We start from the raw sequence: 20,650 nt of genomic DNA, 5'->3' as shown, positions 1-20,650 counted from the left end.
TGGATGTCGCTTTTTACATCCACCGCGATGCCGCCCGGTGGATCGGTGAAGCGTGATCCACCCTACGGTCAGAACAGGTAGCGCGGCAGCCAGACGATCATCACTGCGCAGAAGATGCTGAGGGCGATGCAGAACCAGAGGAAGCGCCGCTGGCGGCGTTGCGGGGCGCTGTCGGCGCGTGCCGGCAGGGGCATGCCGCAGTTGCCGCATTCGGTTTCCTGTGGCGGATGGTCCTGTTGGCAGTACAGGCACTGGGGCATGGTGGCGTTCCTCTGGTCCGGCAAAGCCGTGGGCCTTGCCCGTACTTACTCGAACTGCTCGAGCCGCTGGCGGTCGAGAATGGCGATCTGGCGGCCTTCCTGGGTGATGATGCCCTCGTCGATCAGGCGCCGGATGATCCGCGAAAAGGTTTCCGGCTGGATCGACAGGTGCCCGGCGACCAGTTGCTTTGCCATCGGCAGTTCGAAACTGTTGCTGTCGTCCTTCGTCCGCGCCAGTTGCGTCAGCAGGTAACGAACCACACGGTGCGTGGCGTTCTTCAGCGACAGCGTCTCGATCTCGTTGATGCGCTGGTGCAGACGCACGCAGAGCTTGCCGAGCAGGGCGAAGGTGAGCCGCTGATTGGCTTCCAGCAGGCGCATGTAGGCGGCATTGGAGAAGCGGTAGACCTGCGACGGGCAGACCGCCTGGGCCGAGGCCACATAGTTGGGCGTGTCCATCAGCATCATGGCTTCGGCGAAGGTCTGGCGATTGCCGATCACCTCGAAGACCTTTTCCTGGCCGTCCGGCGTCAGGCGATAGACCTTAACCGCGCCGGAGATGACGAAGTAGAAGTGGTGCGCCGGCTCGCCCTGGTGGAACAGGTTGTCGCCCTTGTCCAGGTTGAGCAACTGGCTGGTGTTGAGCAGCTCTTCCATCTGCTCTTCCTCCAGCGGCTCGAACAGGTGGTGGCTGCGAAGGATCTGGTGGTGTACGCGGTGAAGCACCATGCAAGGCGTCCTGTCTCGATTAACAACAATGAATGTCGGCCCAGCCTAACGCATGCGAAGAGCCATTCGCTGCCTGCATGCTCAATGCGGGTGGGCGAGGAAGCCGTCACGCCAGACCGGTTCGGCGAACAGCTGTGTATAGCGTTCCAGTGCAGCGAAGATGCGTTGCAGGCCCGCTTCACGCTGCTCGGCATCGGATAGTGCCTCGGCGCCCTCGAGCAGATCGCTCAGCAGACCGTGCAGGCTGGCGTCGGCGGCTTCCGGCAGCCGACAGTTGGCGATCAGGTAAGCGGTCGCGGCTTCGATCTCGCGTTGCAGCGCGGCTGCCGATTGCTCATCGAACGGCTGACCCGGATCGCTCGGCAGGCTGCGTTGTACCGCCTCGTGGACGCGGGTCATGCCTTCGCGCAAGGCCTCATCGGTAGCCCAGCGCTCGCCGGGTAGCGCATCACTGGCCACTGTCGGCTGGGCGTGCTGGCGGTGCTGGTGGACCGTGGCGGCCTGCGCGGTAGCGACGACCACAGCGAGGGCGAAGTTGCTGGCCAGGGCGACGACCGAGGCCATCGCCAGGCCCCAGCCGAGCGGTTGCAGGTACTGCTTCATGAGCGGGCCGCCTCGCTGCCTTGATCGGTCGTCTGGTCGCCCGGGCCGGAGCCCTCGGCGTTACGGAACAGCACGTTGTTCTCCAGATGGATATGCAGCATCAGGTCGTCCCGCAGCTCCTCCAGCCCGCGGTACAGCGCGCGCCAGGTGTTGCAGGCATTGGCCGGCGGGGTGATGTCGTTGGTCAGCAGCGCCAGTTGCACCAGCGAGTTGCCGTGTTCCTCGTGCTCGTAGCGCATCACCGAGATCGGCCCCTGTGCCTGCGGCAAGCGCATGCCGCGCTGCAGCATCGGGAAGAGGACCTGCTCTTCCTTGAGCATGTGGCTCTCCAGCGCCTGTTGCATGTGCCAGAGGTGTTCGGCGAGCCCGTTGGGGCATTCCGGGCGGTTGCCGTGCACCTGCTCGACACGGCTGGCGAGACGGATCAGCTCCGGGAACTGGTCGCGATGGCGCTCGTGAAAGCGCGCCAGGATGTACTCGATCAGCTTTCCGGCTGGCACGCTGCGCCAGTCCTGCTCGGTGGTATCAGGTTCCAGTGCCAGCAATGCACCGGCGATCATCTGCGGATCGATATCGATTCGCGCGGCGGCCTCGCGCAGCGAAACGTCGCCGGCGCAGCAGAAGTCCAGGCGAAACTGACGGAATACACGGGTGGCACCCGGCACCGAACAGGCAAGATTGCCGAGTGTCTGGTCGATAAGGTCGGTGGTCATGGCAGCGGTCCTGAGGAACATGACTCGACCATCGCAACAGCCATGCCAGGCACCGGGCCGCCGGAAACGGGCGATTGCGGGGTGTGGCTGGTGGAAATGACCCGAAGCGTTTATGGTTTTAAAAACCCTGAGGGTATCCAGCACCATGATGGCCGACGCACTGCTTGCCGATCTGACCACCGAACTGCCCAACGCCGTGCGCCTGCAGCGCCTGGTGCAGACGCTGCATCGACATTTCCACTGCGGTGCGGTGGTGCTGCTGCGCCTGGACGAAGACAGCCTGCGTCCACTGGCAGCGGTCGGGCTGGTGCAGGAGGCGCTCGGCCGGCGCTTCGTCGTCGCCCAGCACCCGCGTCTGGCGGCGATCCTCTCGCAGCGCGAGCCGACCTGGTTCGAGCCGGACAGCCGCTTGCCCGACCCCTACGACGGTCTGCTCGACGAACATGTCGGCGAGCCGTTGCCGGTGCACGACTGCATGGGCGTCAGCCTGTACGTCGAGGGCAAGCTGTGGGGCGCGCTGACCCTCGATGCATTGCATGCCGGCACCTTCGACGACGACGCCCGCTGCGACCTGCAGCGCTTCACGCTGGTGATCGAGGCCGCCGTACGGGTGACCCGCCTGGAACATGAGAATCGCGGCCTGCGCCTGGCGCGCAGCGATGTGATGGAAACCACGCTGGATCATGGCGACGGTGAGATTCTCGGCCAGAGCGGCGTGATCCGCGAGCTGTTACGCGAACTGCAGGTGGTGGCCGATTCCGAACTGCCGGTGCTGCTGCTGGGTGAAACCGGCGTCGGCAAGGAGCTGTTCGCCCGCTGGCTGCACCGTCATTCGCGGCGGCGCAACAAACCGCTGGTGCATGTCAATTGCGCGGCGCTGCCCGAATCGCTGGCCGAAAGCGAGCTGTTCGGGCACGTCAAGGGCGCCTTCTCCGGCGCCACCACCGATCGCCCCGGCCGTTTCGACGCTGCCAACGGCGGCACGCTGCTGCTCGACGAGGTCGGCGAACTGCCACTGACGGTGCAGGCCAAGCTGCTGCGCACCCTGCAGAACGGCGAGATCCAGCGGCTCGGTGCGGACAAGCCGCGGCAGGTGGACGTGCGGATCATCGCCGCGACCAACCGCAATCTGCGCGACAGCGTGCGCGACGGGCACTTCCGCGCCGATCTCTATCATCGTCTGTCGGTCTACCCGGCGCCGATTCCGCCCTTGCGCGAGCGCGGCAACGACGTGCTGATCCTCGCCGGACACTTCCTCGAGCTCAATCGCGCCCGCCTGGGGCTGCGCAGCATGCGCCTGTCGCCGGCCGCCGAGCGTGCGCTGCTGGGCTACTCCTGGCCGGGCAACGTGCGCGAGCTGGAGCACGTGGTCAGTCGCGCGGCGCTGCGCCTGCTCAGCCGCGGCGCGTCGCGCAGCGAGATCCTCACCCTGGAGCCCGATCTGCTGGACCTGGACAGCCATGCCATCGGCGTGGCAGTGCCGCAGGTGGCCGACGAACCGGTAATCGCCGACGAGGTGCTTCCGCTGCGCCACACCGTCGATGCCGCCCAGCGCCAGGCCATCGTCCGGGCGCTGGAGGCCAGTGGCGAGAACTGGGCGCAGGCCGCGCGCCTGCTGGAGGTCGATCCGAGCAACCTGCACAAGCTGGCACGGCGGCTGAAGCTCAAGTAGCGCCCGTCGGCCGACGAGAGTCGCAGACGACCAGCCATGGTCTAACCTCACATCACCCGTCGAGGAGAGCCCAATGGCCCTGAACCAGAACGAATTCGAAGCGTTGCTGAGCGAGGCGCAGGCCTTCGCCGAACGCGCCGCCAGCGAAAACAATCCGTTGCACTACCGTGACGCCTTCGCCGCCAGCCTCAAGGCCATCCGCCTGCTCGGCGAGGAGTCGGGCGCGTGGCGGCAGATGGTGGCCCGCGCCACCGAGGAGTTCGAGGGCGACGAGGGCATCTGAGGCATTCTTTCCGCCAGCCCCGTGGCTACTGGCGGAATCATTCGTGCTGCCTTTCGTCGCAGTCGCGACGTCCGGGCAATCTTGACCCCTATCAATGCTGGCCACTGGTCAGCTGCCTAGACTGCCGGCTGTTTTCCGTTCAGCCGAACGACCGCCGCGCCGTCCGTGCGTGGCGCGCATGTACCCGAATGTCTAGGAGTTGTCATGCACCTGGTCTGCCCGGCAGGAAGCCTGCCCGCGCTCAAGGCCGCCGTCCAGCAGGGCGCCGATGCCATCTACGTCGGATTTCGCGACGACACCAACGCCCGCCATTTCGCCGGTCTCAATCTCGATGAGAAGCAGCTCGACAAGGGCCTGCAGCTGATCCGCGAGAGGGGCCGGCAGCTGTATATCGCCGTCAATACCTATGCCCAGCCCGAAGGCTGGAGTCGCTGGCAGCGTGCCGTGGACCAGGCCGCCGACCTCGGCGTCGATGCGCTGATCGCCGCCGACCCCGGTGTGCTCGGCTACGCCAGCAAGCGCCATCCCAGGCTCAATCTGCACCTTTCGGTACAGGGCTCGGCGACCAACGCCGCGGCGCTGGCGTTCTATCAGGAGCGCTACGGCATCAACCGTGCCGTGCTGCCGCGGGTACTCTCGCTCAAGCAGGTCAAGCAGGTCGCGGCGAGCAGCCCGGTGCCGATCGAAGTATTCGCCTTCGGCAGCCTGTGCATCATGGCCGAGGGCCGTTGCCACCTGTCTTCCTATCTCACCGGTGAGTCGCCGAACCTCTGCGGCGTCTGCTCGCCGGCCAAGGCGGTGCGCTGGAGCGAGGAACCCGAGGGGCTGACCTCGCGGCTGAACGACGTGCTGATCGACCGCTACGCCGAGGGCGAGTCGGCCGGCTACCCGACGCTGTGCAAGGGTCGCTTCATGGTCAACGGCCAGCGTTTTCACGCGCTGGAAGAGCCGACCAGCCTGAACACCTTGGATCTGATTCCCGAACTCGCCGCCATCGGCGTCACCGCGATGAAGATCGAGGGCCGCCAGCGCAGCCCGGCTTACGTCGAACAGGTCACCCGCGTCTGGCGCGCCGCGCTGGACAGCTACCTGAAGGCGCCGCAGCGCTATGCGGTCGAACCCGGCTGGCGGCAGGTGCTGGACGGCCTTTCCGAAGGCTCGCAAACCACCCTGGGTGCCTATCACCGGGCCTGGCAATGAACGAGGAGTCACCCATGAAACTTTCTCTGGGCCCGGTGCTGTTCTACTGGGATCGCCAGCAGACGCTGGACTTCTACGCCAACATGGCCAGCCAGCCGCTGGATGTGATCTACCTCGGTGAGACCGTCTGTTCCAAGCGCCGCGCCATGATGCTCGACGACTGGCTGGGGCTGGCCCGCGACCTGGCCGAAGCCTCGTCGGCGCAACTGGTGCTGTCCGGCCTGACCCTGGTCGAGGCCGCTTCCGAGCTGTCCAGCCTGCGTCGCCTGTGCGACAACGGCGAGCTGCTGGTGGAAGCCAACGACATGGGTGCGGTGCAACTGATGTCCGAGCGCAAGTTGCCCTTCGTCGGCGGGCCGGCGTTGAACCTCTACAACGGCCACGCGCTGGCCGAACTGGTGGCCAGCGGCATGACCCGCTGGGTGCCGCCGGTGGAGGCTTCCGGTGCGCTGATCAGGAGTGCCCGCGCGCAGCTGCAGGAACTGGACGTCACGCTGCCGGAAATCGAGGTCTTCGCCTACGGCCACCTGCCGCTGGCCTATTCGGCGCGCTGCTTCACCGCCCGCGCCGAGAACCGGCCGAAGGACGACTGCCAGTTCTGCTGCCAGAACTATCCCGAGGGCATCCCGCTACTCAGCCAGGAGGGCGAGGCGCTGTTCACCATCAACGGTATCCAGACCATGTCCGCCACGGTCAGCAACCTGCTGTCCGACTACCCGGGCCTGGTCGATAGCGGCGCCGACCTGCTGCGCCTGAGCCCGCGTGCGGCCGGCATGGAAGAGGTGATCGGCGCCTTCGATGCGGTGCGCAAGGGCGCGCTGCCGCCGCTGGCGGTGGACGGCTGCAATGGGTATTGGCATGGTCGGCCGGGCATGCTGCGTGCCGAGGAGGCCGGATTATGCTGAACCCGCGCGCCCATCTGGTGAGCCTCGGCGGGCGGCTGCTGCCACTTGCGGCCAAGACGCCATTCCTGCTCCAGCGCCTGACGCTGGAGCGCAGCCTCAACCAGGTATTCGCCGAAGCACTGAGCGACGGTGCCTTCGACGTGCTTGACGGCCACTGGATGAAGCTCGAAGTCGCCGACCTCGGCCTGGCCTGGTGCCTGACCTGCGAGCGCGAGAGGCTGCGCATCGCGGCGCAGGCGCCGGTCGAGGTGACCATCCGCGGCAACTGGCGCGAGTTCCTGTTGCTGGCCAGCCGTCAGGAAGACCCGGACACGCTGTTCTTCCGCCGCCGCTTGGTCATCGAGGGCGACACCGAACTGGGCCTGGCGATCAAGAACCTGATCGACAGCCTCGACCCCGACACCCTGCCGAGCTGGCTGTGGAAGCTGCTGCAGGGAGCGGGGGAAGAAGTGGCCGCGGCCAGTCGGGCGCAGGCGGCCAGGGCCTGATCGAGGGAAATGCCGAGCGCGCGCTACTGGTGAAGCTCTGTGTCGCAGGGCGCATCACCTCGGTCTAGGTTCCCACGCGGGAGCGTGGGAACCATCGGCGCTTCTTTTCCTTTGGTTCGCCCGGTGGGCTGAAGCCCACCAGGAAGATTCGCACTTCTCTGAGTGCATCGGACCGCCGTCAACTTCGATGGATGTCACCCCACACGCAGCTGCATCCGGTCGCTGGCGATGATGTCCTTCATGTCCTCGAACAGCGCGCTGATCTCTTCCTCGCTGCAGTCTTCCCGGTAGCGTTTGCGCAGGCCGTAGCTGCTGAGGGTGATATGTACGTCCGGGCTGACGCCGTGCTGCGCCAGGCAGGCGCGCGCGCAGTGCATCGGGCAGCCGTCGATGGCGAGAATCGGGCGCCTGGAATTGGCCTTTCTTACCAGCGCGGCGACCCGGCCGCCGACGCCGGCGATGCAGGACATTTCCGCGAATCCGGCGCGGTCGAGGCGCACCGCCAGGGTGTTGGCCAACTGGGCGACGTTCGAACAACCGGAGCAGGAATAGACCAAGGGCAGGCGTGTGGTGGCGGTCATTGCAGGTTCCAGGCGGGCTCGTGACGCGGGCCATTGTCCAAAGCACGGCGCTGACCGGCTTTGACAGTAATCAAGAACGCTGGGGCGTTTCGCCGTAGATCATTCGTCATAGGCGGCGAGCTTGCGGTTGTCGAGAATCTCGATGCGCCGTCGCTGTACCGAGATGGTCCCGGCATCGATCAGCCGATGCAGGATGCGCGAGAAGGTTTCCGGTTGGATGCCCAGCTTCGAGGCGATCAGCCGCTTGGGCACGTCGAGCATGATCACCCCGCTGTCGTCGTGCTGCGACTGGGCGAGAAAGCGCACCACGCGGTGGCTGGCATTGGCCAGGGTGAGGGTGTCGATCTCGGTCATGCGCTGGTGCAGGCGGATGCTCAGGGTCGCGAGGATGTCCAGGCAGATGTCCGGATGCTGTTCGAGCAGGCGCCGATAGTGCGGGCCGTTCAGGCTCGCCACCAGGCTGGCCTTGAGTGCGGTGGCGCTCACCGGGTAGCAGGGCGTGCCCTTGAACAGCAGGGCTTCGGCGAACGACTCGCCGGCGCGCATCACCTCCACCAGCTTCTCCTGGCCGTCGCAGACCACGCGATGCAGTTTGATCTGGCCGCTGAAGAGGAAGTAGAAGCGGTCGGCCCTGTCCCCTTGGTGAAACAGCGAGGCGCCCGTTGGCAGGCGTTTCAGGTTGGCCGAGGCACACACCTCCTGTAACGCCGCCTCCGGCAGCCGGCTGAACAGATGGTGGCGGCGTAGCTCGGCGACAAGGGATTTTTCGGTGAGCATGATTCCTCCCCGGGGGTGCGCAACCGGGTCTATTGAGGCTGCATCCTAGGAGGCGGGGGCCTACGGGTTCCTTGACCACAGACAAGTCCGGCCATCTTGGGGCTGCCGTCCGTTCGATTGCCGATTGCTTTGGCGAGCTTGACTCCGGTCAATTCGATATTCGTCGTCAGCGCCTAAAGTCACACCATATTGTGTTATCGATATTTAATTTAACTACATATGGTGGTGGAGGCTGCGATGCCCTGGCAGGCTGAAATGAATCGACCGGCTTCGCTGCGCAAGCGCGACGGGCGCCTGGTAACGTTCGAGCTGGACAAGATCAGCCGCGCGATCGAGGCGGCGGGCGCGGCTACCGGCGAGTTCGGCGCCGCCGCCGCCCGGAGGCTGACCGACGCGGTGCTGGCGCAACTGGCCGACCAGCGGGTGGTCGAGGTCGAACAGGTGCAGGACCGGGTCGAGCACGTCCTGATGCAGGCCGGCCACTACGATACCGCGCGCGCCTACATCGTCTACCGCGAGCGCCACGGCCGCCTGCGCCGCGACCGCAAGACGCTGGTGGACGTCGCCGCCTCGATGAACGAATACCTGTCGCGCGAGGACTGGCGGGTGCGCGCCAATGCCAACCAGGGCTACTCGCTGGGTGGACTGATCCTCAACGTGTCCGGCAAGGTCACCGCCAACTACTGGCTGGACGAGGTCTACAGCCAGGCGATTGGCGCGGCGCACCGCGAAGGCGACCTGCATATCCACGATCTGGACATGCTCGCCGGCTATTGCGCGGGCTGGTCGCTGCGCACGCTGCTCAATGAGGGTTTCAACGGCATTCCCGGACGGGTCGAGGCGGGGCCGCCCAGGCACCTGTCCAGCGCGCTGGGGCAGATGGTCAACTTCCTCGGCACGCTGCAGAACGAGTGGGCCGGTGCCCAGGCGTTCAGCAGCTTCGATACCTACCTCGCGCCGTTCGTGCGCAAGGACCGCCTCGGTTTTGACGAGGTGCGCCAGGCGATCCAGGAGTTCATCTACAACCTCAACGTGCCGTCGCGCTGGGGCACGCAGACGCCGTTCACCAACCTGACCTTCGACTGGGTCTGCCCCGAGGACCTGCGCGAGCAGATCCCCTATATCGGCGGCGAGGAAATGCCCTTCGCCTACGGCGAGCTGCAGGCCGAGATGGAGTTGATCAACCGTGCCTACATCGAGGTGATGCAGGCCGGTGACGGCCTCGGTCGGGTGTTCACCTTCCCGATCCCGACCTACAACATCACCCACGACTTCCCCTGGGACAGCGAGAACGCCGAGCGCCTGTTCGAGATGACCGCGCGCTACGGCCTGCCGTACTTCCAGAACTTCCTCAACTCGGACATGCAGCCCAACCAGGTGCGCTCGATGTGCTGCCGCCTGCAGCTGGACGTGCGCGAGCTGCTCAAGCGTGGCGGCGGCTTGTTCGGCTCGGCCGAGCAGACCGGCTCGCTCGGCGTGGTGACCATCAACTGCGCACGCCTGGGCTATCTGCATCAGGACGATAAGGGCGCGCTGCTGGAGCATCTGGATGCGTTGCTGGAGCTGGCCCGGCAGAGCCTGGAAGTCAAGCGCAAGGTCATCCAGCAGCATATGGATGCCGGGCTCTATCCCTATACCAAGCGCTACCTCGGCACCCTGCGCAACCACTTCTCCACCATCGGTGTGAACGGCCTGCACGAGATGGTGCGCAACTTCACCGACGACAGCGAGGGACTGCACACGGCGGCCGGCCGGGCGCTGGCGATCGAGCTGCTCGACCATGTGCGGGCGCGGCTGGTGCAGTTCCAGGAAGACACCGGGCATCTCTACAACCTCGAGGCGACGCCGGCCGAGGGCACCACCTACCGTTTCGCCAGGGAAGACAGGAAGCGCTTTCCCGGCATTCTCCAGGCCGGTACGCCGGAGGCGCCGTACTACACCAACTCGTCGCAACTGCCGGTGGGCTACACCGACGACCCCTTCGAGGCGCTGCAGCTGCAGGACGAACTGCAGTGCAAGTACACCGGCGGCACCGTGCTGCACCTGTACATGGCCGAACGGGTTTCCTCGGCGCAGGCCTGCAAGACGCTGGTGCGCAACGCCCTCGGCCGTTTCCGCCTGCCGTACCTGACGGTGACGCCGACCTTCTCGATCTGCCCGGTGCACGGCTACCTGGCCGGCGAGCACGAGTTCTGCCCGAAATGCGACGAGGCGCTGCTGCAAAAACAACAGGGCTGCTGCGCCTGATCGCCTACGACTGTTCTTCCACCCCAGCAACGGAGCGACACCATGAGCCAAGCGACCCAACTGCCCGAAGGCCAACGCCAGCGCTGCGAAGTCTGGACCCGCGTGATGGGCTATCACCGCCCGGTCGCCGCGTTCAATCCGGGCAAGCAGTCCGAGCACCGCGAGCGTCAGCATTTCACCGAAGCGGCGGCGCGGTGACCGCAGCACTACGGGTCGGGGGGCTGGTCCCCCTGACCACCCTGGACTATCCCGATCATCTGGCCTGCGTGCTGTTCTGCCAGGGCTGCGGCTGGCGCTGTCGCTACTGTCACAACCCGCAACTGATCCCCGCCTGCGGCAGCGGGGAAAAGCCCTGGGCGGAGATTCTCGCCTTCCTCGAGCAGCGCGTCGGCCTGCTCGAAGCGGTGGTGTTCAGTGGTGGCGAGCCGACCCTGCAGACCGCTTTGCCGGAGGCGATCGCCCAGGTGCGCGCGCTGGGCTTCAAGGTCGGCCTGCACAGCGCCGGGATCAAGCCGAAGCTGTTCCGGCAGATTCTGCCGCTGGTGGACTGGGTGGGATTCGACGTCAAGGCACTGCCTGAGCACTGCACGGCGATCACCGGTGTGCAGGGCAGTGGCGAGGCCAACTGGAAAAGCCTGGAGGCCTTGTTGGAAAGCGGCGTGGATCACGAATGCCGCACCACCGTGCACTGGCAGCTATTGGATACCGAGCGCCTCTGGGACATGGCGCAGCGGTTGCGCAAGCGGGGCGTAGAACGCTTTGCCGTGCAGTGCGTGCGGACGGCAAAGATGCTCGACGACGCCCTGGCCGAAAACCGCGCGCCTTACGACCAGCAGAAGCTCTGGGACCGACTGGGGCGACTGTTTCCCTTGTTCGTGCTGCGCGGCTGAGGCGCGAGCCGACCCGCATGGCTGGCAGTCGGTGCGACCCGGTAGCGGTTTTCGGTGGGCTGAAGCCCACCCTACAGGTGGTTGCGGAGCGGGGAGGTAGGGTGGGCTTCAGCCCACCACTCGTAACGAATCAGCTCCAGCCCCAGAACTGCAGCCACCAGCCGTAGCCCACCAGCGCGCAGCCGGTGCCGACGCAGGCGAATGCCAGCAGGCGGCGCAGGCCGTTGGCGCCGTGGCGGCCGATCACGTTCCAGGCCAGATACAGGCTCCAGGCGATGGCGCCGAGCAGCAGCGCGGCGCGCGCCGGCTGCGCCCAGGCCAGCAGGAAGCCTTCGTAGCGCAGCAATTTCACCGTGGTGGCGGAAAGGCCGAGGAACAGCCCGGCGCCGCCGAGCGGGGTCAATGCCAGTGCCAGGTGCTGGAAGACGTTGTCGCCTCGGCGCAGCAGACGCACCGCCCCGCGCAGCAGCAGCCACAGCGTGCCGCCGATCAGCAGAGAGGCGCCGAAGATGTAGCCGAGGATCACCGCCCCGTCGAGCCAGGTGAAGGCGTCGTTGGCCTGCGGATAGTGGGTCAGCAGCCACCAGGGCGCGTTGGCCTCCAGCGGCCAGAAGATGTCGCGCTCCACCAGCCACTCCGCCGCCGTCTGCTTGAGGGCGATGAACCAGGGGCTGACGGTCCACTGGAAGGCGCCCATGGCCAGGCCGATCATGCCGAACAGCAGCAGGGTGCTGTCCCAGTGACCGCTTTGCTGTTGACCGCCGACGATGAGGATTTCTGCGTTGGGCGAACGCGGGCTCAACTGCACCGCGCCGCGCTGGCCGCTGCAGCGGCCGCAGGCGTGGCAGTCGCTGTTGCCCTGCATGCGGCGGATGTCGATCAGTGGCGCACAGTTGGGCGTCGGCAGGTGCGGCTCGCGGTTCTCCTGCCAGCGCTGCTCGTCGACCTTGTAATGCACCGGCGCCAGCCGGGCGAGCAAGGCGAACACGCCGCTGACCGGGCACAGGTGCCGGCACCAGACGCGCTTGCCGCGGCCATAGAGAAAGCCCACCAGCATCGCCGCGACGGTGGAGCCGCCGAGAATCAGCAATGCCGCTTGGGCATAGTCGTAGACGCTGATCAACTGGCCGTAGACGGTGGTCAGGATGAACGCCACGGTAGGCCAGCCGCTCCAGCGAATCCAGCGGGGCGTGCCCCTGTTCAGCCCGCGCCAGCTGATCCACTCGCTGAGCGAGCCTTCGGGGCAGAGTACGCCGCACCACAGTCGACCGAAGAAGATCATCGACAGCAGCACGAAGGGCCACCACAGGCCCCAGAAGATGAACTGCGCCAGTACCGTCAGGTTGTCGAGCATGCCGGCCTGGGCCGGCGGCAGGTCGAGAAAGGCAGGGATCACCAGCAGCGTCAGGTAGAAGCCCACCACCAGCCACTGCAGCATGCGAATGGCCTTCGCATGCTGACGCAGCAGATCGCCGAGTCGCGCCAGCCACGGCGCCTGGGCGATCACGCCGGCCTCGCAGCGAGCTGCACCTGTGCCCGGGGTTTGAGCCAGGCCCATGCCGCGAGCCAATACAACCCCAGAATCACCACGGCGGCCAGCGAGGGCATGGCGCGATAGCCGGTGAGGCCGGCGAGGGTGCCGCCCAGTGCGCTGCCGTCATCCAGCAGGGCCGACGTGTCCCAGAGCGGGTCGCCGAATACGCTGTAGAGCACTTCCGGCACGTCCATGCCCATCAGCTGGCCGCTGAAACGGTCCAGCGCGGCCATCAGCAGGGCGCCACCGAGCAGCAGCAACATCACCTCGCTGACCTGGAAGAACCGTCGCCAGCTGAAGTAGCGGCTGCCGGCCTGCAGGGCGGCGTAACTGAGCAGGGCGAGGACGAAGCCCAGCACGCCGCCGATGACGAAGCGGGTGAGGTCCTGGCCTTGCTGCTGGTTGCCGATGCCGTAGAGGAACACCACCGTCTCGCTGCCTTCGCGGCCGACCGCGAGCATGGCGAGCAACAGCAGACCGAAGCCGCTGCCCTGGCCGAGCTTTTCCGCGGCGCTGTTCTGCAGGCTGGTCTTCAGCGTGCGGCCATGCTGATGCATCCAGCCGACCATCTGCAGGATCAGCAGGCTGGCGACCAGCAGCATGGCGCACTGGAACCACTCGCCGCCGCTGCCGGCGAGCCAGTCCCCGGCCTGCAGGATGCCCCAGCCCAGCGCGACCGCCAGCCCCAGGCCAGCGGCCACGCCGGCCCAGAGCATGCGCAGGGCCTTGCCGGCGCCCGGTTGCTGACGCAGCCAGGCATGCAGGATGCCGATGACCAACAGGGCCTCGACGCTTTCGCGCCAGACGATGAACATGGATTGGCCCACGATGATGTGCTCCTCTTACTACTTGGCGACGATCTCGCCCTCGGGAAGATCCAGGTGGAACTCGTCGAAGAACGGATAGCGCCCCGGTTTCAACGGATGGATCACGACGAAGGAGGTCACGCCCGGTGACAGCACCTTCTCGACGCGCAGCGGCGTGCTTTCGAACTCGGTCGGCCCGCTGCCGGCGTTGTGCACGATGATCTTGAAGCGCTGACGGGCCGGAACCTCGAGGGTGGCGGGCTCGAAATGGCCGTCACGGATGGTCAGCTCGTACGTCGGCAGCGCTGCCTGAGCCGGGCCCGCTAGCCCGGCGAGCAGCGGCAGGACGCCGAGCAGCGAGCGCCCGGCGCGGCGCATCAGTAGCCACCCTTCTTGCCGATGCCGGCATAGGTGAACTCGTAGTTCAGTTCGCAGCCTTCGAACCAGGGCGCGACGCCGGTTTCCTTGTCGGTATGGCGGCCGAACATGGTGTGACCCGAGCCCGGCGGCAGGATCTTGTAGGTCAGCTGGTATTTGCCGGGGCCGAGCAGCTTGACGTTGTCGCCGTAGTGCGGTCCGTCGTTGGCCACCATCGGGTGGAAGTCGCCTTCGATCACTTCGTCCGAACCATTCTTGCGCAGCGCGTAGTGGATGCTCAGGTAGGGAACGAAGCTGCCTTCCTGCCAGCCGTTGCGATTGTCCTCGGTCGCGGCGATGTCAGCCTCCAGATGCACGTCGGATTCCGCCGCGGCGCGCATCATGCCGGGTGGGTCCATTTCGACCGGCTGCAGGTACACTGCGCCGACCTCCATGCCGCCGCACTGTTGCGGCTCGCCGATGGGATATTCCTTCGCCTGGGCGAGCGGGGTGAGCAGCAGCGAGGTGATGGCCAGGGTAGCGGGGATGCGCATTGGAGCCTCCGGAAAAGTGGGAATGACGGGGCGAGGGTCGCACTTGCGCCGCAGAATGATAATGATTCTCGTCAATTTTGAAAGAAATATTTTGTTACGCGTGCTCCGGGAGATGCTCCGTTTGCTGCCAGCGTCCGCTATGGTGGGCTCTGCACGCGGGGCGCGGCCTGTTGTCGCAGGTGCGCGCCGCCGCCGCTTCGGCGAACTCGGTGGCGCCGGTTCCTCTAAGCTATTGATCTTTTGCATCCGGGGACTCCATGCAACCGCCCGTTCCGCTTGACCCCCGCACCGCCCGCATTCTGCCGTGGCTGGTGGCCGTCGCGTTCTTCATGCAGACGCTGGACGGCACCATTCTCAACACCGCACTGCCGGCGATGGCACGCGACCTCGCCGAGGACCCGCTGCGCATGCAGGGTGTGGTCATCGCCTACATGCTCACCGTCGCCCTGCTCATTCCGGCCTCTGGCTGGATCGCCGATCGCTTCGGCAGCCGCCGCATCTTCGTCGCCGCCATCGTGCTGTTCTCCCTGGGCTCGCTGTTCTGCGCGCTGTCGGGCACCTTCAACCAACTGGTGGCGTCGCGGGTGCTGCAGGCCCTCGGTGGCGCGCTGATGCTGCCGGTGGGGCGGCTGGTGGTGCTGCGTGCCTATCCGCGCAGCGAGTTCGTACGGATCATGGCCTTCATCGCGCTGCCCGGGCTGGTCGGCCCGTTGCTGGGGCCGACCCTCGGTGGCTGGCTGGTGGAATACGCCTCCTGGCACTGGATATTCCTGACCAACCTGCCGGTGGGCGTGATCGGCTGCATCGCCGCGTTCCGTTTCATGCCGGACCTGAAAGGCGCCGAGCGGGTGCGCTTCGATACCTTGGGCTTCCTGCTGTTCGGCGCGGCGATGGTGCTCATCACCATTGCCCTGGAAGGGCTCGGCGAGATGCACATGCCGCATGCGCGGGTCACCCTGCTGCTGTTCGGCGGCGTGGCCTGCATGGCCGCCTACTGGCTGCGTGCCGGGCGCATCGACGCACCGCTGTTCAGCCCGGCGCTGTTCCATACGCGCAGCTTCGCGGTGGGCATCTTCGGCAATCTGTTCGCGCGGCTCGGCGGCGGGGCGCTGCCGTTCCTGCTGCCGCTGCTGCTGCAGGTGGCGCTGGGGTATTCGCCGGCGCAGGCGGGCATGAGCATGATTCCGCTGGCATTGGGGGCCATGGCGGTGAAGTCGCTGGCCAAGCCGATCATCGATCGCATCGGTTATCGCCGGCTGCTGATCGGCAATACGCTGCTGCTCGGCAGCCTCATCGCCAGCCTGGCGACGATCGATGCGCAGACCCCGACGCTGCTCCTGCTGCTGCACCTGGGCCTGATCGGCATGGTCAACTCGATGCAGTTCACTGCGATGAACACCGTCACCCTGATCGGCCTCAGCAATGCCGACGCCAGCAGCGGCAACAGCCTGCTCTCGGTGGTGGTGCAACTGTCGATGAGCCTGGGCGTGGCCACGGCCGGCGCGCTGCTCGGTGGGTTCACGGTGAGCGGGGCGCAAGGCGACGAGGTGCTCAGGGCCTTCCAGCTGACCTTCCTCAGCGTTGGCGCCATGGCCATGCTGGCGGCTGCGCTGTTCCTGCAGCTGGACAGCCGCGACCCCAGCCATTCCGAAGAGGAGGCCCCCGTCGACGTGAGCGAATGACGAGGCGTCGAATGATCGGAGTGGACGCTGCGTCAGCCGCTCTGAAAAGCTGCCGGCTGTGCTAAGGTGCCGCGACCTCTCCGTTGGGACGACCCATCGGATGCCTGATTGACGTGGGACGACCTGCCTTTTCGTGGAGCAAAAACCATGAATACGGCCTGGTTCATGCTTTTGATCGCCGGCCTGCTCGAAGTCGCCTGGGCCATCGGCCTCAAGGCCTCCGACGGCTTTACCCGTCCACTTCCCAGCCTCCTCACCCTTGTCGCCATGGCCGCCAGCTTCTACCTGCTCGCCGCGGCGATGAGGGTGCTGCCGGTCGGGACCGCCTACGCCATCTGGGTCGGCATCGGTGCGCTCGGCACCGTGCTGCTTGGCATCGCCTTCTTCGGCGAAAGCGCCTCGCCCGCCCGGTTGATCAGCGTGGGGCTGGTGCTGGCGGGGTTGGTGGGGCTCAAGCTGGCGTCCTGATCGCCCACGATCCGAATTCACCCCGCCTCGTGGGTGGATGGCTTTGTCACCGTGGTTGATCGTTTTCGCTGGCCGGCGTGGAAGTTGTCCGCGGACAAGGTTCGCCGCCGTCGAGAAAAATACGCTTTGGCCACTGGCCGCAACGCTATATCTTCTGGCTTCGGCTGGCTCGGCAAGGAAACGCCCAGCGCCGGTTTTCCGCTACGGCCAACAAGAAAGGAGCTGTCCCATGAAAACGGTTGCGCAGGTAATCAGTACCAAGCAGATGCAGGGGCTGGTGGTGATCGCCCCAGAGGACTCGGTGCTCGATGCACTGAAGCTGATGGCCGAGAAGAACGTCGGCGCCCTGCCGGTCGCGGATGGCTCGGGCCGGCTGGTCGGCATCGTCAGCGAGCGCGACTATGCCCGCAAGATGGTGCTCAAGGGGCGCTCCTCGTTCGCCACCCCGGTCAGCGCCATCATGACCACTACGGTCATCACCGTCGAACCGCGGCAGACCGTTCGCGAGTGCATGCAAATCATGACCGAGAAGCATCTGCGCCATCTGCCCGTGATCGACGAGGGCCGTACCGTCGGACTGCTCTCCATCGGCGACGTGGTCAAGGAAACGATGGCCGAACAGGACAGCCTGATCCAGCAGCTCAAGCAGTACATCCGCGGAGAATAGGCGCGGGCAGCCATCCGCTGCCGATGTTGACAGGGCTGGCGGGCTCATCGCATGGGCAATCGCCAGGCCGCTGGGGAGTCGATCGGGGCTCATGCCAGTCGAAGAAAGACGAACACAGCGCAACAGCGAGAGACCGATGAGCCGAGCCCGTGGCATTCTCCTGTGGTTCCTGGCAATCGTGGCGGTGCTGGCCGTGGCGCTGGTGGTGCTGCTGGCCACCTTCGACTGGAACCTGCTCAGGCCCACCCTCAACGAACGGGTGTCAGATACCCTTGGCCGGCCGTTCGCCATCCAGGGCGAGCTCGACGTGCGCTGGCAGCGCGACCGCGAACTGCCCGGCTGGCGCGCCTGGTTCCCGCATCCGACCCTGACCGCCGAAGACATCACCCTGGGCAATGCCGAGTGGGGCCAGGCACCTTATTTCATCCACCTGGACAGCGTCGCGGCGGACCTGCGCCCGCTGGCACTGCTGGGCAAGCGCGTGAGCATCCCGGCCATCACCCTCGGCGGGCCGTCGGCACACATCGAACGGCTCGCCGACGGCCGCGCCAACTGGACCTTCGAAAACCTGGCCGCCAGCGACGAAGCGGAAGAGGAGAAACCCTCCGCCTGGGTGCTGGACATCGGCACCATCGGTTTCGACCAGGGCCGCGTCAGCCTCGACGATCAGGTGACACGCGCCGAAGTGAAACTCGACGTCACGCCGCTGGGCGAGCCGATGCCTTACAGCCAGATTCTCGGTGCGGCCCAAGGCGGGGGAGGCGAAGAGAACGAGTTGCAGGGCGCGGCGACCCAGGATTACGCCTTCGCCTGGAATGCCGAAGGGCGCTATGGTGGCCAGCCGGTGTCCGGCGAAGGCCGGGTGGGCGGCCTGCTGGCGCTGCAGGACGCGGCGCTGCCGTTCCCGCTGCAGGTCGACCTGCGCGCCGGCAAGACCCGGGTGACGGTGGAAGGCACCCTGACCGATCCGCGCAACCTCGGCGCGCTGGACCTGCGTTTGCGCCTGTCCGGCGACAGCCTGGGCAACCTCTACCCGCTGATCGGCGTGACCCTGCCCGACACCGGCGCCTATTCCACCGATGGCCGCCTGCGCGCCGACCTGCAGGACCCGGACGGCGCCTCGTTCCACTACCAGGGGTTCAACGGCCGTATCGGCGGCAGCGACATCCAGGGCGACCTCCGCTACGTCGCTGGTGAGCCGCGCCCGCGGCTGAGCGGCGAGCTGACGTCCAACCAGCTGCGTTTCTCCGACCTGGCGCCGCTGATCGGCGCCGATTCCGAGCAATCCCGCCAGGCACGCGGTGCAACCAGCCGGCAGCCGGCGGACAAGGCGCTGCCAGTCGAGGAATTCCGTACCGAGCGCTGGCGCGACATGGACGCCGACGTGCGTTTCGTCGGCAAGCGCATCGTTCACGACGAGGCCCTGCCCATCCAGGACCTCAACGCCCACGTGGTGCTCGCCGATGGCGTGCTGAGCCTGCAGCCGCTGAGCTTCGGCCTGGCCGGCGGGCGCCTGGAAACCGACGTGCACCTGGACGGCCAGCGCACGCCGCTGGCCGGTCGGGTGCGGCTGGAGGCCCGTTCGCTCAAACTGCGGCAACTGTTCGCCAACGTCGAGAGCATGCACAAGAGCCTGGGCGAACTGAACGGCAAGGCCGATATCCAGGGCACCGGCAACTCCGTCGCCGCCCTGCTCGGCAGCGCCAACGGCGAACTGCGTCTGCTGATGAACGATGGCACCGTGAGCCGCGGGCTGATGGAGCTGGCCGGGCTCAACGTCGGCAACTACCTGGTCGGCCGCCTGTTCGGTGATGAAGAGGTGCAGATCAATTGCGCGGTGCTCGACCTGGGGATGAAGAATGGCCTGGCCGAGCCCCGGCTGTTCGTGCTGGATACCGAGAATGCGGTGATCAACGTCACCGGCCAGGTCAACTTCAGGACCGAAAACATCGACATGAACATCGTGCCGCGCTCCAAGGGCATCCGCATCATTTCGCTGCGCTCGCCGCTGTACGTCCGGGGCACCCTGAAGAGCCCGCGCCCGGGCGTCCACGCCGGCCCGCTGGCGCTGCGTGGCGCGGGGATGATCGTACTGGGCGCCACCGTCGGCCCGGTGGCCGGCCTGCTGGCCCTGGTCGCACCCAGTGGCGGCCAGGCGGACCAGTGCGGGCCGTTGCTGGAGCAGGTGAAAAAACTGCCGGCCCGATAGCGCTGGCCGCCGCGAGGCTCCAGCGCGGCCGCGAATGAACGGCAACAGCCAGGCCTATGCCCGTCCTTCGCTCGGATGGTTGAACGCCAGCAAATGCCGCGCCACCGGGCGTCCTTCGGCCCGATGGAAACGCAGCACTTCGCTCTGGACGTCGGCATCCGCGTTGACAACCGGGGTACATACCACTTTCTCGAGTTCGCCTTCCATCTGCGCTGGCATGTCGGGCCGCGGCTGGCGGACGTGCGAGCGCCACCGATTCCCGGCCCGGTGCAGGAGATGCCGCAAACCCCTGCACCCTGAGTATTGCCGCCTAGCCGGCGGCGTCCACCAGCACCAGTTCGGCATCCTCACTGGCGGTGATGCGGATGAGTTCCTCGCCGTGGATCGCGGCGCCGTCGCGCGTCTCCAGCGCCATGCCGTTGACCTCGACCGTGCCCTTGGCCGGCACCAGGTAGCCATAGCGGCTGGCGTCGGCGAAGTGGTACTCGAGCGTTTCGCCGGCCTTCAGCGTCGCGCCCAGTACCCGTGCGTCGGTGCGGATCGGCAGTGCGTCCTCGTCGCCGTCCACCCCGCTGGCCAGGGCCAGGAACTGGCCGGAACGGTCGCCCTTGGGGAAGGGCTTGGAGCCCCAGGCCGGCGGCTCGCCGCGGCGGTCGGGAACGATCCAGATCTGGAAGATCCGCGTGATGCCCGGCTCGAGGTTGTACTCGGAGTGACGAATGCCGGTGCCGGCACTCATCACCTGCACGTCACCCGCCACGGTGCGGCCCTTGTTGCCGAGGTTGTCCTCGTGGGTGATCGCCCCTTCGCGCACATAGGTGATGATTTCCATGTCCGCGTGCGGATGCGGCGGGAAGCCCGTGTCGGGGGCGATGGTGTCGTCGTTCCAGACCCGCAGCGCACCCCAGTTCACGCGCTCCGGGTCGCGGTAACCGGCGAAGGAAAAGTGATGTTTGGCATCGAGCCAGCCGTGGTGGGCTCCACCGAGGCTGTCGAAGGGGCGACGTTCGATCATGCTGTCCTCC

21 protein-coding genes and 1 pseudogene are annotated in these 20,650 nt (G+C 66.5%); 11 read left to right on the top strand and 11 right to left on the bottom strand.

The window, feature by feature from the left end; translation table 11 throughout:
* Nucleotides 1–68: 68 nt before the first annotated feature.
* The 4 genes from IN820_RS14145 to ytfE form a co-directional block, all read right to left on the bottom strand.
* The gene (locus tag IN820_RS14145) at nucleotides 69–260 is read right to left on the bottom strand and encodes a DnrP protein (RefSeq protein ID WP_193681570.1); all 192 of its coding nucleotides are present in this window, start codon (nucleotides 258–260) and stop codon (nucleotides 69–71) included.
* A 45-nt stretch (nucleotides 261–305) separates the two neighbouring features.
* Nucleotides 306–989 carry a Crp/Fnr family transcriptional regulator gene (locus IN820_RS14140; protein WP_193681569.1) on the bottom strand — a complete coding sequence of 228 codons (684 nt, stop codon included), beginning with the start codon at nucleotides 987–989 and terminating at the stop codon, nucleotides 306–308.
* An 81-nt stretch (nucleotides 990–1,070) separates the two neighbouring features.
* Entirely contained in the window at nucleotides 1,071–1,592 is a 522-nt protein-coding gene (locus tag IN820_RS14135; protein WP_193681568.1) for a DnrO protein, read from the bottom strand.
* Entirely contained in the window at nucleotides 1,589–2,305 is a 717-nt protein-coding gene (gene ytfE / locus IN820_RS14130; protein ID WP_193681567.1) for an iron-sulfur cluster repair protein YtfE, read from the bottom strand. The genes IN820_RS14135 and ytfE overlap by 4 nt, the downstream gene beginning before the upstream one ends.
* Nucleotides 2,306–2,450: 145 nt before the next feature.
* Here ytfE and norR point away from each other — a divergent pair, with 145 nt between their 5' ends.
* The 5 genes from norR (at nucleotide 2,451) to ubiT (ending at nucleotide 6,853) form a co-directional block, all read left to right on the top strand.
* The gene (norR, locus tag IN820_RS14125) at nucleotides 2,451–3,977 is read left to right on the top strand and encodes a nitric oxide reductase transcriptional regulator NorR (RefSeq protein WP_003293309.1); all 1,527 of its coding nucleotides are present in this window, start codon (nucleotides 2,451–2,453) and stop codon (nucleotides 3,975–3,977) included.
* A gap of 73 nt (nucleotides 3,978–4,050) precedes the next feature.
* Nucleotides 4,051–4,260 (top strand): hypothetical protein, encoded by a 210-nt coding sequence (locus IN820_RS14120; protein WP_003293308.1) that lies wholly within the window; start codon nucleotides 4,051–4,053, stop codon nucleotides 4,258–4,260.
* Between the two features lie 204 nt (nucleotides 4,261–4,464).
* Nucleotides 4,465–5,460 carry a ubiquinone anaerobic biosynthesis protein UbiU gene (ubiU, locus tag IN820_RS14115; protein ID WP_193681566.1) on the top strand — a complete coding sequence of 332 codons (996 nt, stop codon included), beginning with the start codon at nucleotides 4,465–4,467 and terminating at the stop codon, nucleotides 5,458–5,460.
* Between the two features lie 14 nt (nucleotides 5,461–5,474).
* Nucleotides 5,475–6,365, top strand: a complete 891-nt coding sequence (locus tag IN820_RS14110) for a U32 family peptidase (RefSeq protein WP_193681565.1) — start codon at nucleotides 5,475–5,477, stop codon at nucleotides 6,363–6,365.
* Nucleotides 6,359–6,853, top strand: a complete 495-nt coding sequence (ubiT, locus tag IN820_RS14105) for a ubiquinone anaerobic biosynthesis accessory factor UbiT (protein WP_193681564.1) — start codon at nucleotides 6,359–6,361, stop codon at nucleotides 6,851–6,853. The genes IN820_RS14110 and ubiT overlap by 7 nt, the downstream gene beginning before the upstream one ends.
* 194 nt (nucleotides 6,854–7,047) lie before the next feature.
* Here ubiT and IN820_RS14100 read toward each other — a convergent pair whose 3' ends face one another.
* Together IN820_RS14100 and IN820_RS14095 are read right to left on the bottom strand one after the other, a co-directional pair.
* Nucleotides 7,048–7,434 carry a putative zinc-binding protein gene (locus IN820_RS14100; protein ID WP_193681563.1) on the bottom strand — a complete coding sequence of 129 codons (387 nt, stop codon included), beginning with the start codon at nucleotides 7,432–7,434 and terminating at the stop codon, nucleotides 7,048–7,050.
* 99 nt (nucleotides 7,435–7,533) lie between these two features.
* On the bottom strand, nucleotides 7,534–8,211 hold the full coding sequence (locus IN820_RS14095) for a Crp/Fnr family transcriptional regulator (protein WP_193681562.1): 678 nt from the start codon (nucleotides 8,209–8,211) through the stop codon (nucleotides 7,534–7,536).
* Nucleotides 8,212–8,430: 219 nt separating this feature from the next.
* On the opposite strand from IN820_RS14095, the pseudogene IN820_RS14090 reads away from it, so the two are divergent.
* Both IN820_RS14090 and IN820_RS14080 read left to right on the top strand, forming a co-directional pair.
* A pseudogene (locus tag IN820_RS14090) lies at nucleotides 8,431–10,656 on the top strand (ribonucleoside triphosphate reductase).
* Nucleotides 10,653–11,348, top strand: coding sequence for an anaerobic ribonucleoside-triphosphate reductase activating protein (locus IN820_RS14080; protein ID WP_193681559.1), 696 nt, complete (start codon nucleotides 10,653–10,655; stop codon nucleotides 11,346–11,348). Before IN820_RS14090 ends, IN820_RS14080 begins: the two are co-directional and overlap by 4 nt.
* Nucleotides 11,349–11,478: 130 nt before the next feature.
* Here the strand turns inward: IN820_RS14080 and IN820_RS14075 are convergent, their stop codons facing one another.
* Genes IN820_RS14075 through IN820_RS14060 form a run of 4 tightly spaced genes read right to left on the bottom strand, consistent with a single transcriptional unit; the run spans nucleotide 11,479 to nucleotide 14,599 of the window.
* Nucleotides 11,479–12,855: a 4Fe-4S binding protein gene (locus IN820_RS14075; protein WP_193681644.1), complete on the bottom strand. Its 1,377-nt coding sequence runs from the start codon at nucleotides 12,853–12,855 to the stop codon at nucleotides 11,479–11,481.
* Nucleotides 12,852–13,709, bottom strand: coding sequence for an FTR1 family iron permease (locus tag IN820_RS14070; protein WP_193681558.1), 858 nt, complete (start codon nucleotides 13,707–13,709; stop codon nucleotides 12,852–12,854). The genes IN820_RS14075 and IN820_RS14070 overlap by 4 nt, the downstream gene beginning before the upstream one ends.
* 18 nt (nucleotides 13,710–13,727) lie before the next feature.
* On the bottom strand, nucleotides 13,728–14,066 hold the full coding sequence (locus IN820_RS14065; RefSeq protein WP_193681557.1) for a cupredoxin domain-containing protein: 339 nt from the start codon (nucleotides 14,064–14,066) through the stop codon (nucleotides 13,728–13,730).
* Nucleotides 14,066–14,599 (bottom strand): iron transporter, encoded by a 534-nt coding sequence (locus IN820_RS14060; protein ID WP_193681556.1) that lies wholly within the window; start codon nucleotides 14,597–14,599, stop codon nucleotides 14,066–14,068. Before IN820_RS14060 ends, IN820_RS14065 begins: the two co-directional genes overlap by 1 nt.
* Nucleotides 14,600–14,856: 257 nt before the next feature.
* On the opposite strand from IN820_RS14060, the gene mdtD reads away from it, so the two are divergent.
* The 4 genes from mdtD to IN820_RS14040 all read left to right on the top strand — a co-directional run bounded on the left by mdtD (nucleotide 14,857) and on the right by IN820_RS14040 (nucleotide 19,625).
* A complete protein-coding gene (mdtD, locus tag IN820_RS14055) occupies nucleotides 14,857–16,281 on the top strand; it encodes a multidrug transporter subunit MdtD (RefSeq protein WP_193681555.1) in 1,425 nt (474 codons plus the stop codon).
* 147 nt (nucleotides 16,282–16,428) lie between these two features.
* The gene (gene sugE / locus IN820_RS14050; RefSeq protein ID WP_193681554.1) at nucleotides 16,429–16,749 is read left to right on the top strand and encodes a quaternary ammonium compound efflux SMR transporter SugE; all 321 of its coding nucleotides are present in this window, start codon (nucleotides 16,429–16,431) and stop codon (nucleotides 16,747–16,749) included.
* Between the two features lie 229 nt (nucleotides 16,750–16,978).
* Nucleotides 16,979–17,416, top strand: a complete 438-nt coding sequence (locus IN820_RS14045) for a CBS domain-containing protein (RefSeq protein ID WP_193681553.1) — start codon at nucleotides 16,979–16,981, stop codon at nucleotides 17,414–17,416.
* Nucleotides 17,417–17,552: 136 nt separating this feature from the next.
* Nucleotides 17,553–19,625, top strand: a complete 2,073-nt coding sequence (locus IN820_RS14040) for an AsmA family protein (protein WP_193681552.1) — start codon at nucleotides 17,553–17,555, stop codon at nucleotides 19,623–19,625.
* Between the two features lie 310 nt (nucleotides 19,626–19,935).
* On the opposite strand, the gene IN820_RS14035 is transcribed toward IN820_RS14040, so the two are convergent.
* On the bottom strand, nucleotides 19,936–20,640 hold the full coding sequence (locus tag IN820_RS14035) for a pirin family protein (RefSeq protein ID WP_193681551.1): 705 nt from the start codon (nucleotides 20,638–20,640) through the stop codon (nucleotides 19,936–19,938).
* Nucleotides 20,641–20,650: the final 10 nt, after the last annotated feature.

The sequence above is a fragment of the Pseudomonas lopnurensis genome (assembly GCF_015070855.1).
GTDB lineage: Bacteria > Pseudomonadota > Gammaproteobacteria > Pseudomonadales > Pseudomonadaceae > Stutzerimonas > Stutzerimonas lopnurensis.
This window is presented reverse-complemented; position numbering and strand designations above follow the sequence as displayed.

Coding starts and splice junctions, on each gene's coding strand:
- IN820_RS14065 (WP_193681557.1), bottom strand. CDS start 14,066: ATGCGCCGCGCCGGGCGCTCGCTGCTCGGCGTCCTGCCGCTGCTCGCC.
- IN820_RS14040 (WP_193681552.1), top strand. CDS start 17,553: ATGAGCCGAGCCCGTGGCATTCTCCTGTGGTTCCTGGCAATCGTGGCG.
- ubiU (WP_193681566.1), top strand. CDS start 4,465: ATGCACCTGGTCTGCCCGGCAGGAAGCCTGCCCGCGCTCAAGGCCGCC.
- IN820_RS14100 (WP_193681563.1), bottom strand. CDS start 7,434: ATGACCGCCACCACACGCCTGCCCTTGGTCTATTCCTGCTCCGGTTGT.
- IN820_RS14135 (WP_193681568.1), bottom strand. CDS start 1,592: ATGAAGCAGTACCTGCAACCGCTCGGCTGGGGCCTGGCGATGGCCTCG.
- IN820_RS14120 (WP_003293308.1), top strand. CDS start 4,051: ATGGCCCTGAACCAGAACGAATTCGAAGCGTTGCTGAGCGAGGCGCAG.
- IN820_RS14140 (WP_193681569.1), bottom strand. CDS start 989: ATGGTGCTTCACCGCGTACACCACCAGATCCTTCGCAGCCACCACCTG.
- norR (WP_003293309.1), top strand. CDS start 2,451: ATGATGGCCGACGCACTGCTTGCCGATCTGACCACCGAACTGCCCAAC.
- IN820_RS14045 (WP_193681553.1), top strand. CDS start 16,979: ATGAAAACGGTTGCGCAGGTAATCAGTACCAAGCAGATGCAGGGGCTG.
- ytfE (WP_193681567.1), bottom strand. CDS start 2,305: ATGACCACCGACCTTATCGACCAGACACTCGGCAATCTTGCCTGTTCG.
- IN820_RS14060 (WP_193681556.1), bottom strand. CDS start 14,599: ATGCGCATCCCCGCTACCCTGGCCATCACCTCGCTGCTGCTCACCCCG.
- IN820_RS14145 (WP_193681570.1), bottom strand. CDS start 260: ATGCCCCAGTGCCTGTACTGCCAACAGGACCATCCGCCACAGGAAACC.
- IN820_RS14095 (WP_193681562.1), bottom strand. CDS start 8,211: ATGCTCACCGAAAAATCCCTTGTCGCCGAGCTACGCCGCCACCATCTG.
- ubiT (WP_193681564.1), top strand. CDS start 6,359: ATGCTGAACCCGCGCGCCCATCTGGTGAGCCTCGGCGGGCGGCTGCTG.
- mdtD (WP_193681555.1), top strand. CDS start 14,857: ATGCAACCGCCCGTTCCGCTTGACCCCCGCACCGCCCGCATTCTGCCG.
- sugE (WP_193681554.1), top strand. CDS start 16,429: ATGAATACGGCCTGGTTCATGCTTTTGATCGCCGGCCTGCTCGAAGTC.
- IN820_RS14035 (WP_193681551.1), bottom strand. CDS start 20,640: ATGATCGAACGTCGCCCCTTCGACAGCCTCGGTGGAGCCCACCACGGC.
- IN820_RS14110 (WP_193681565.1), top strand. CDS start 5,475: ATGAAACTTTCTCTGGGCCCGGTGCTGTTCTACTGGGATCGCCAGCAG.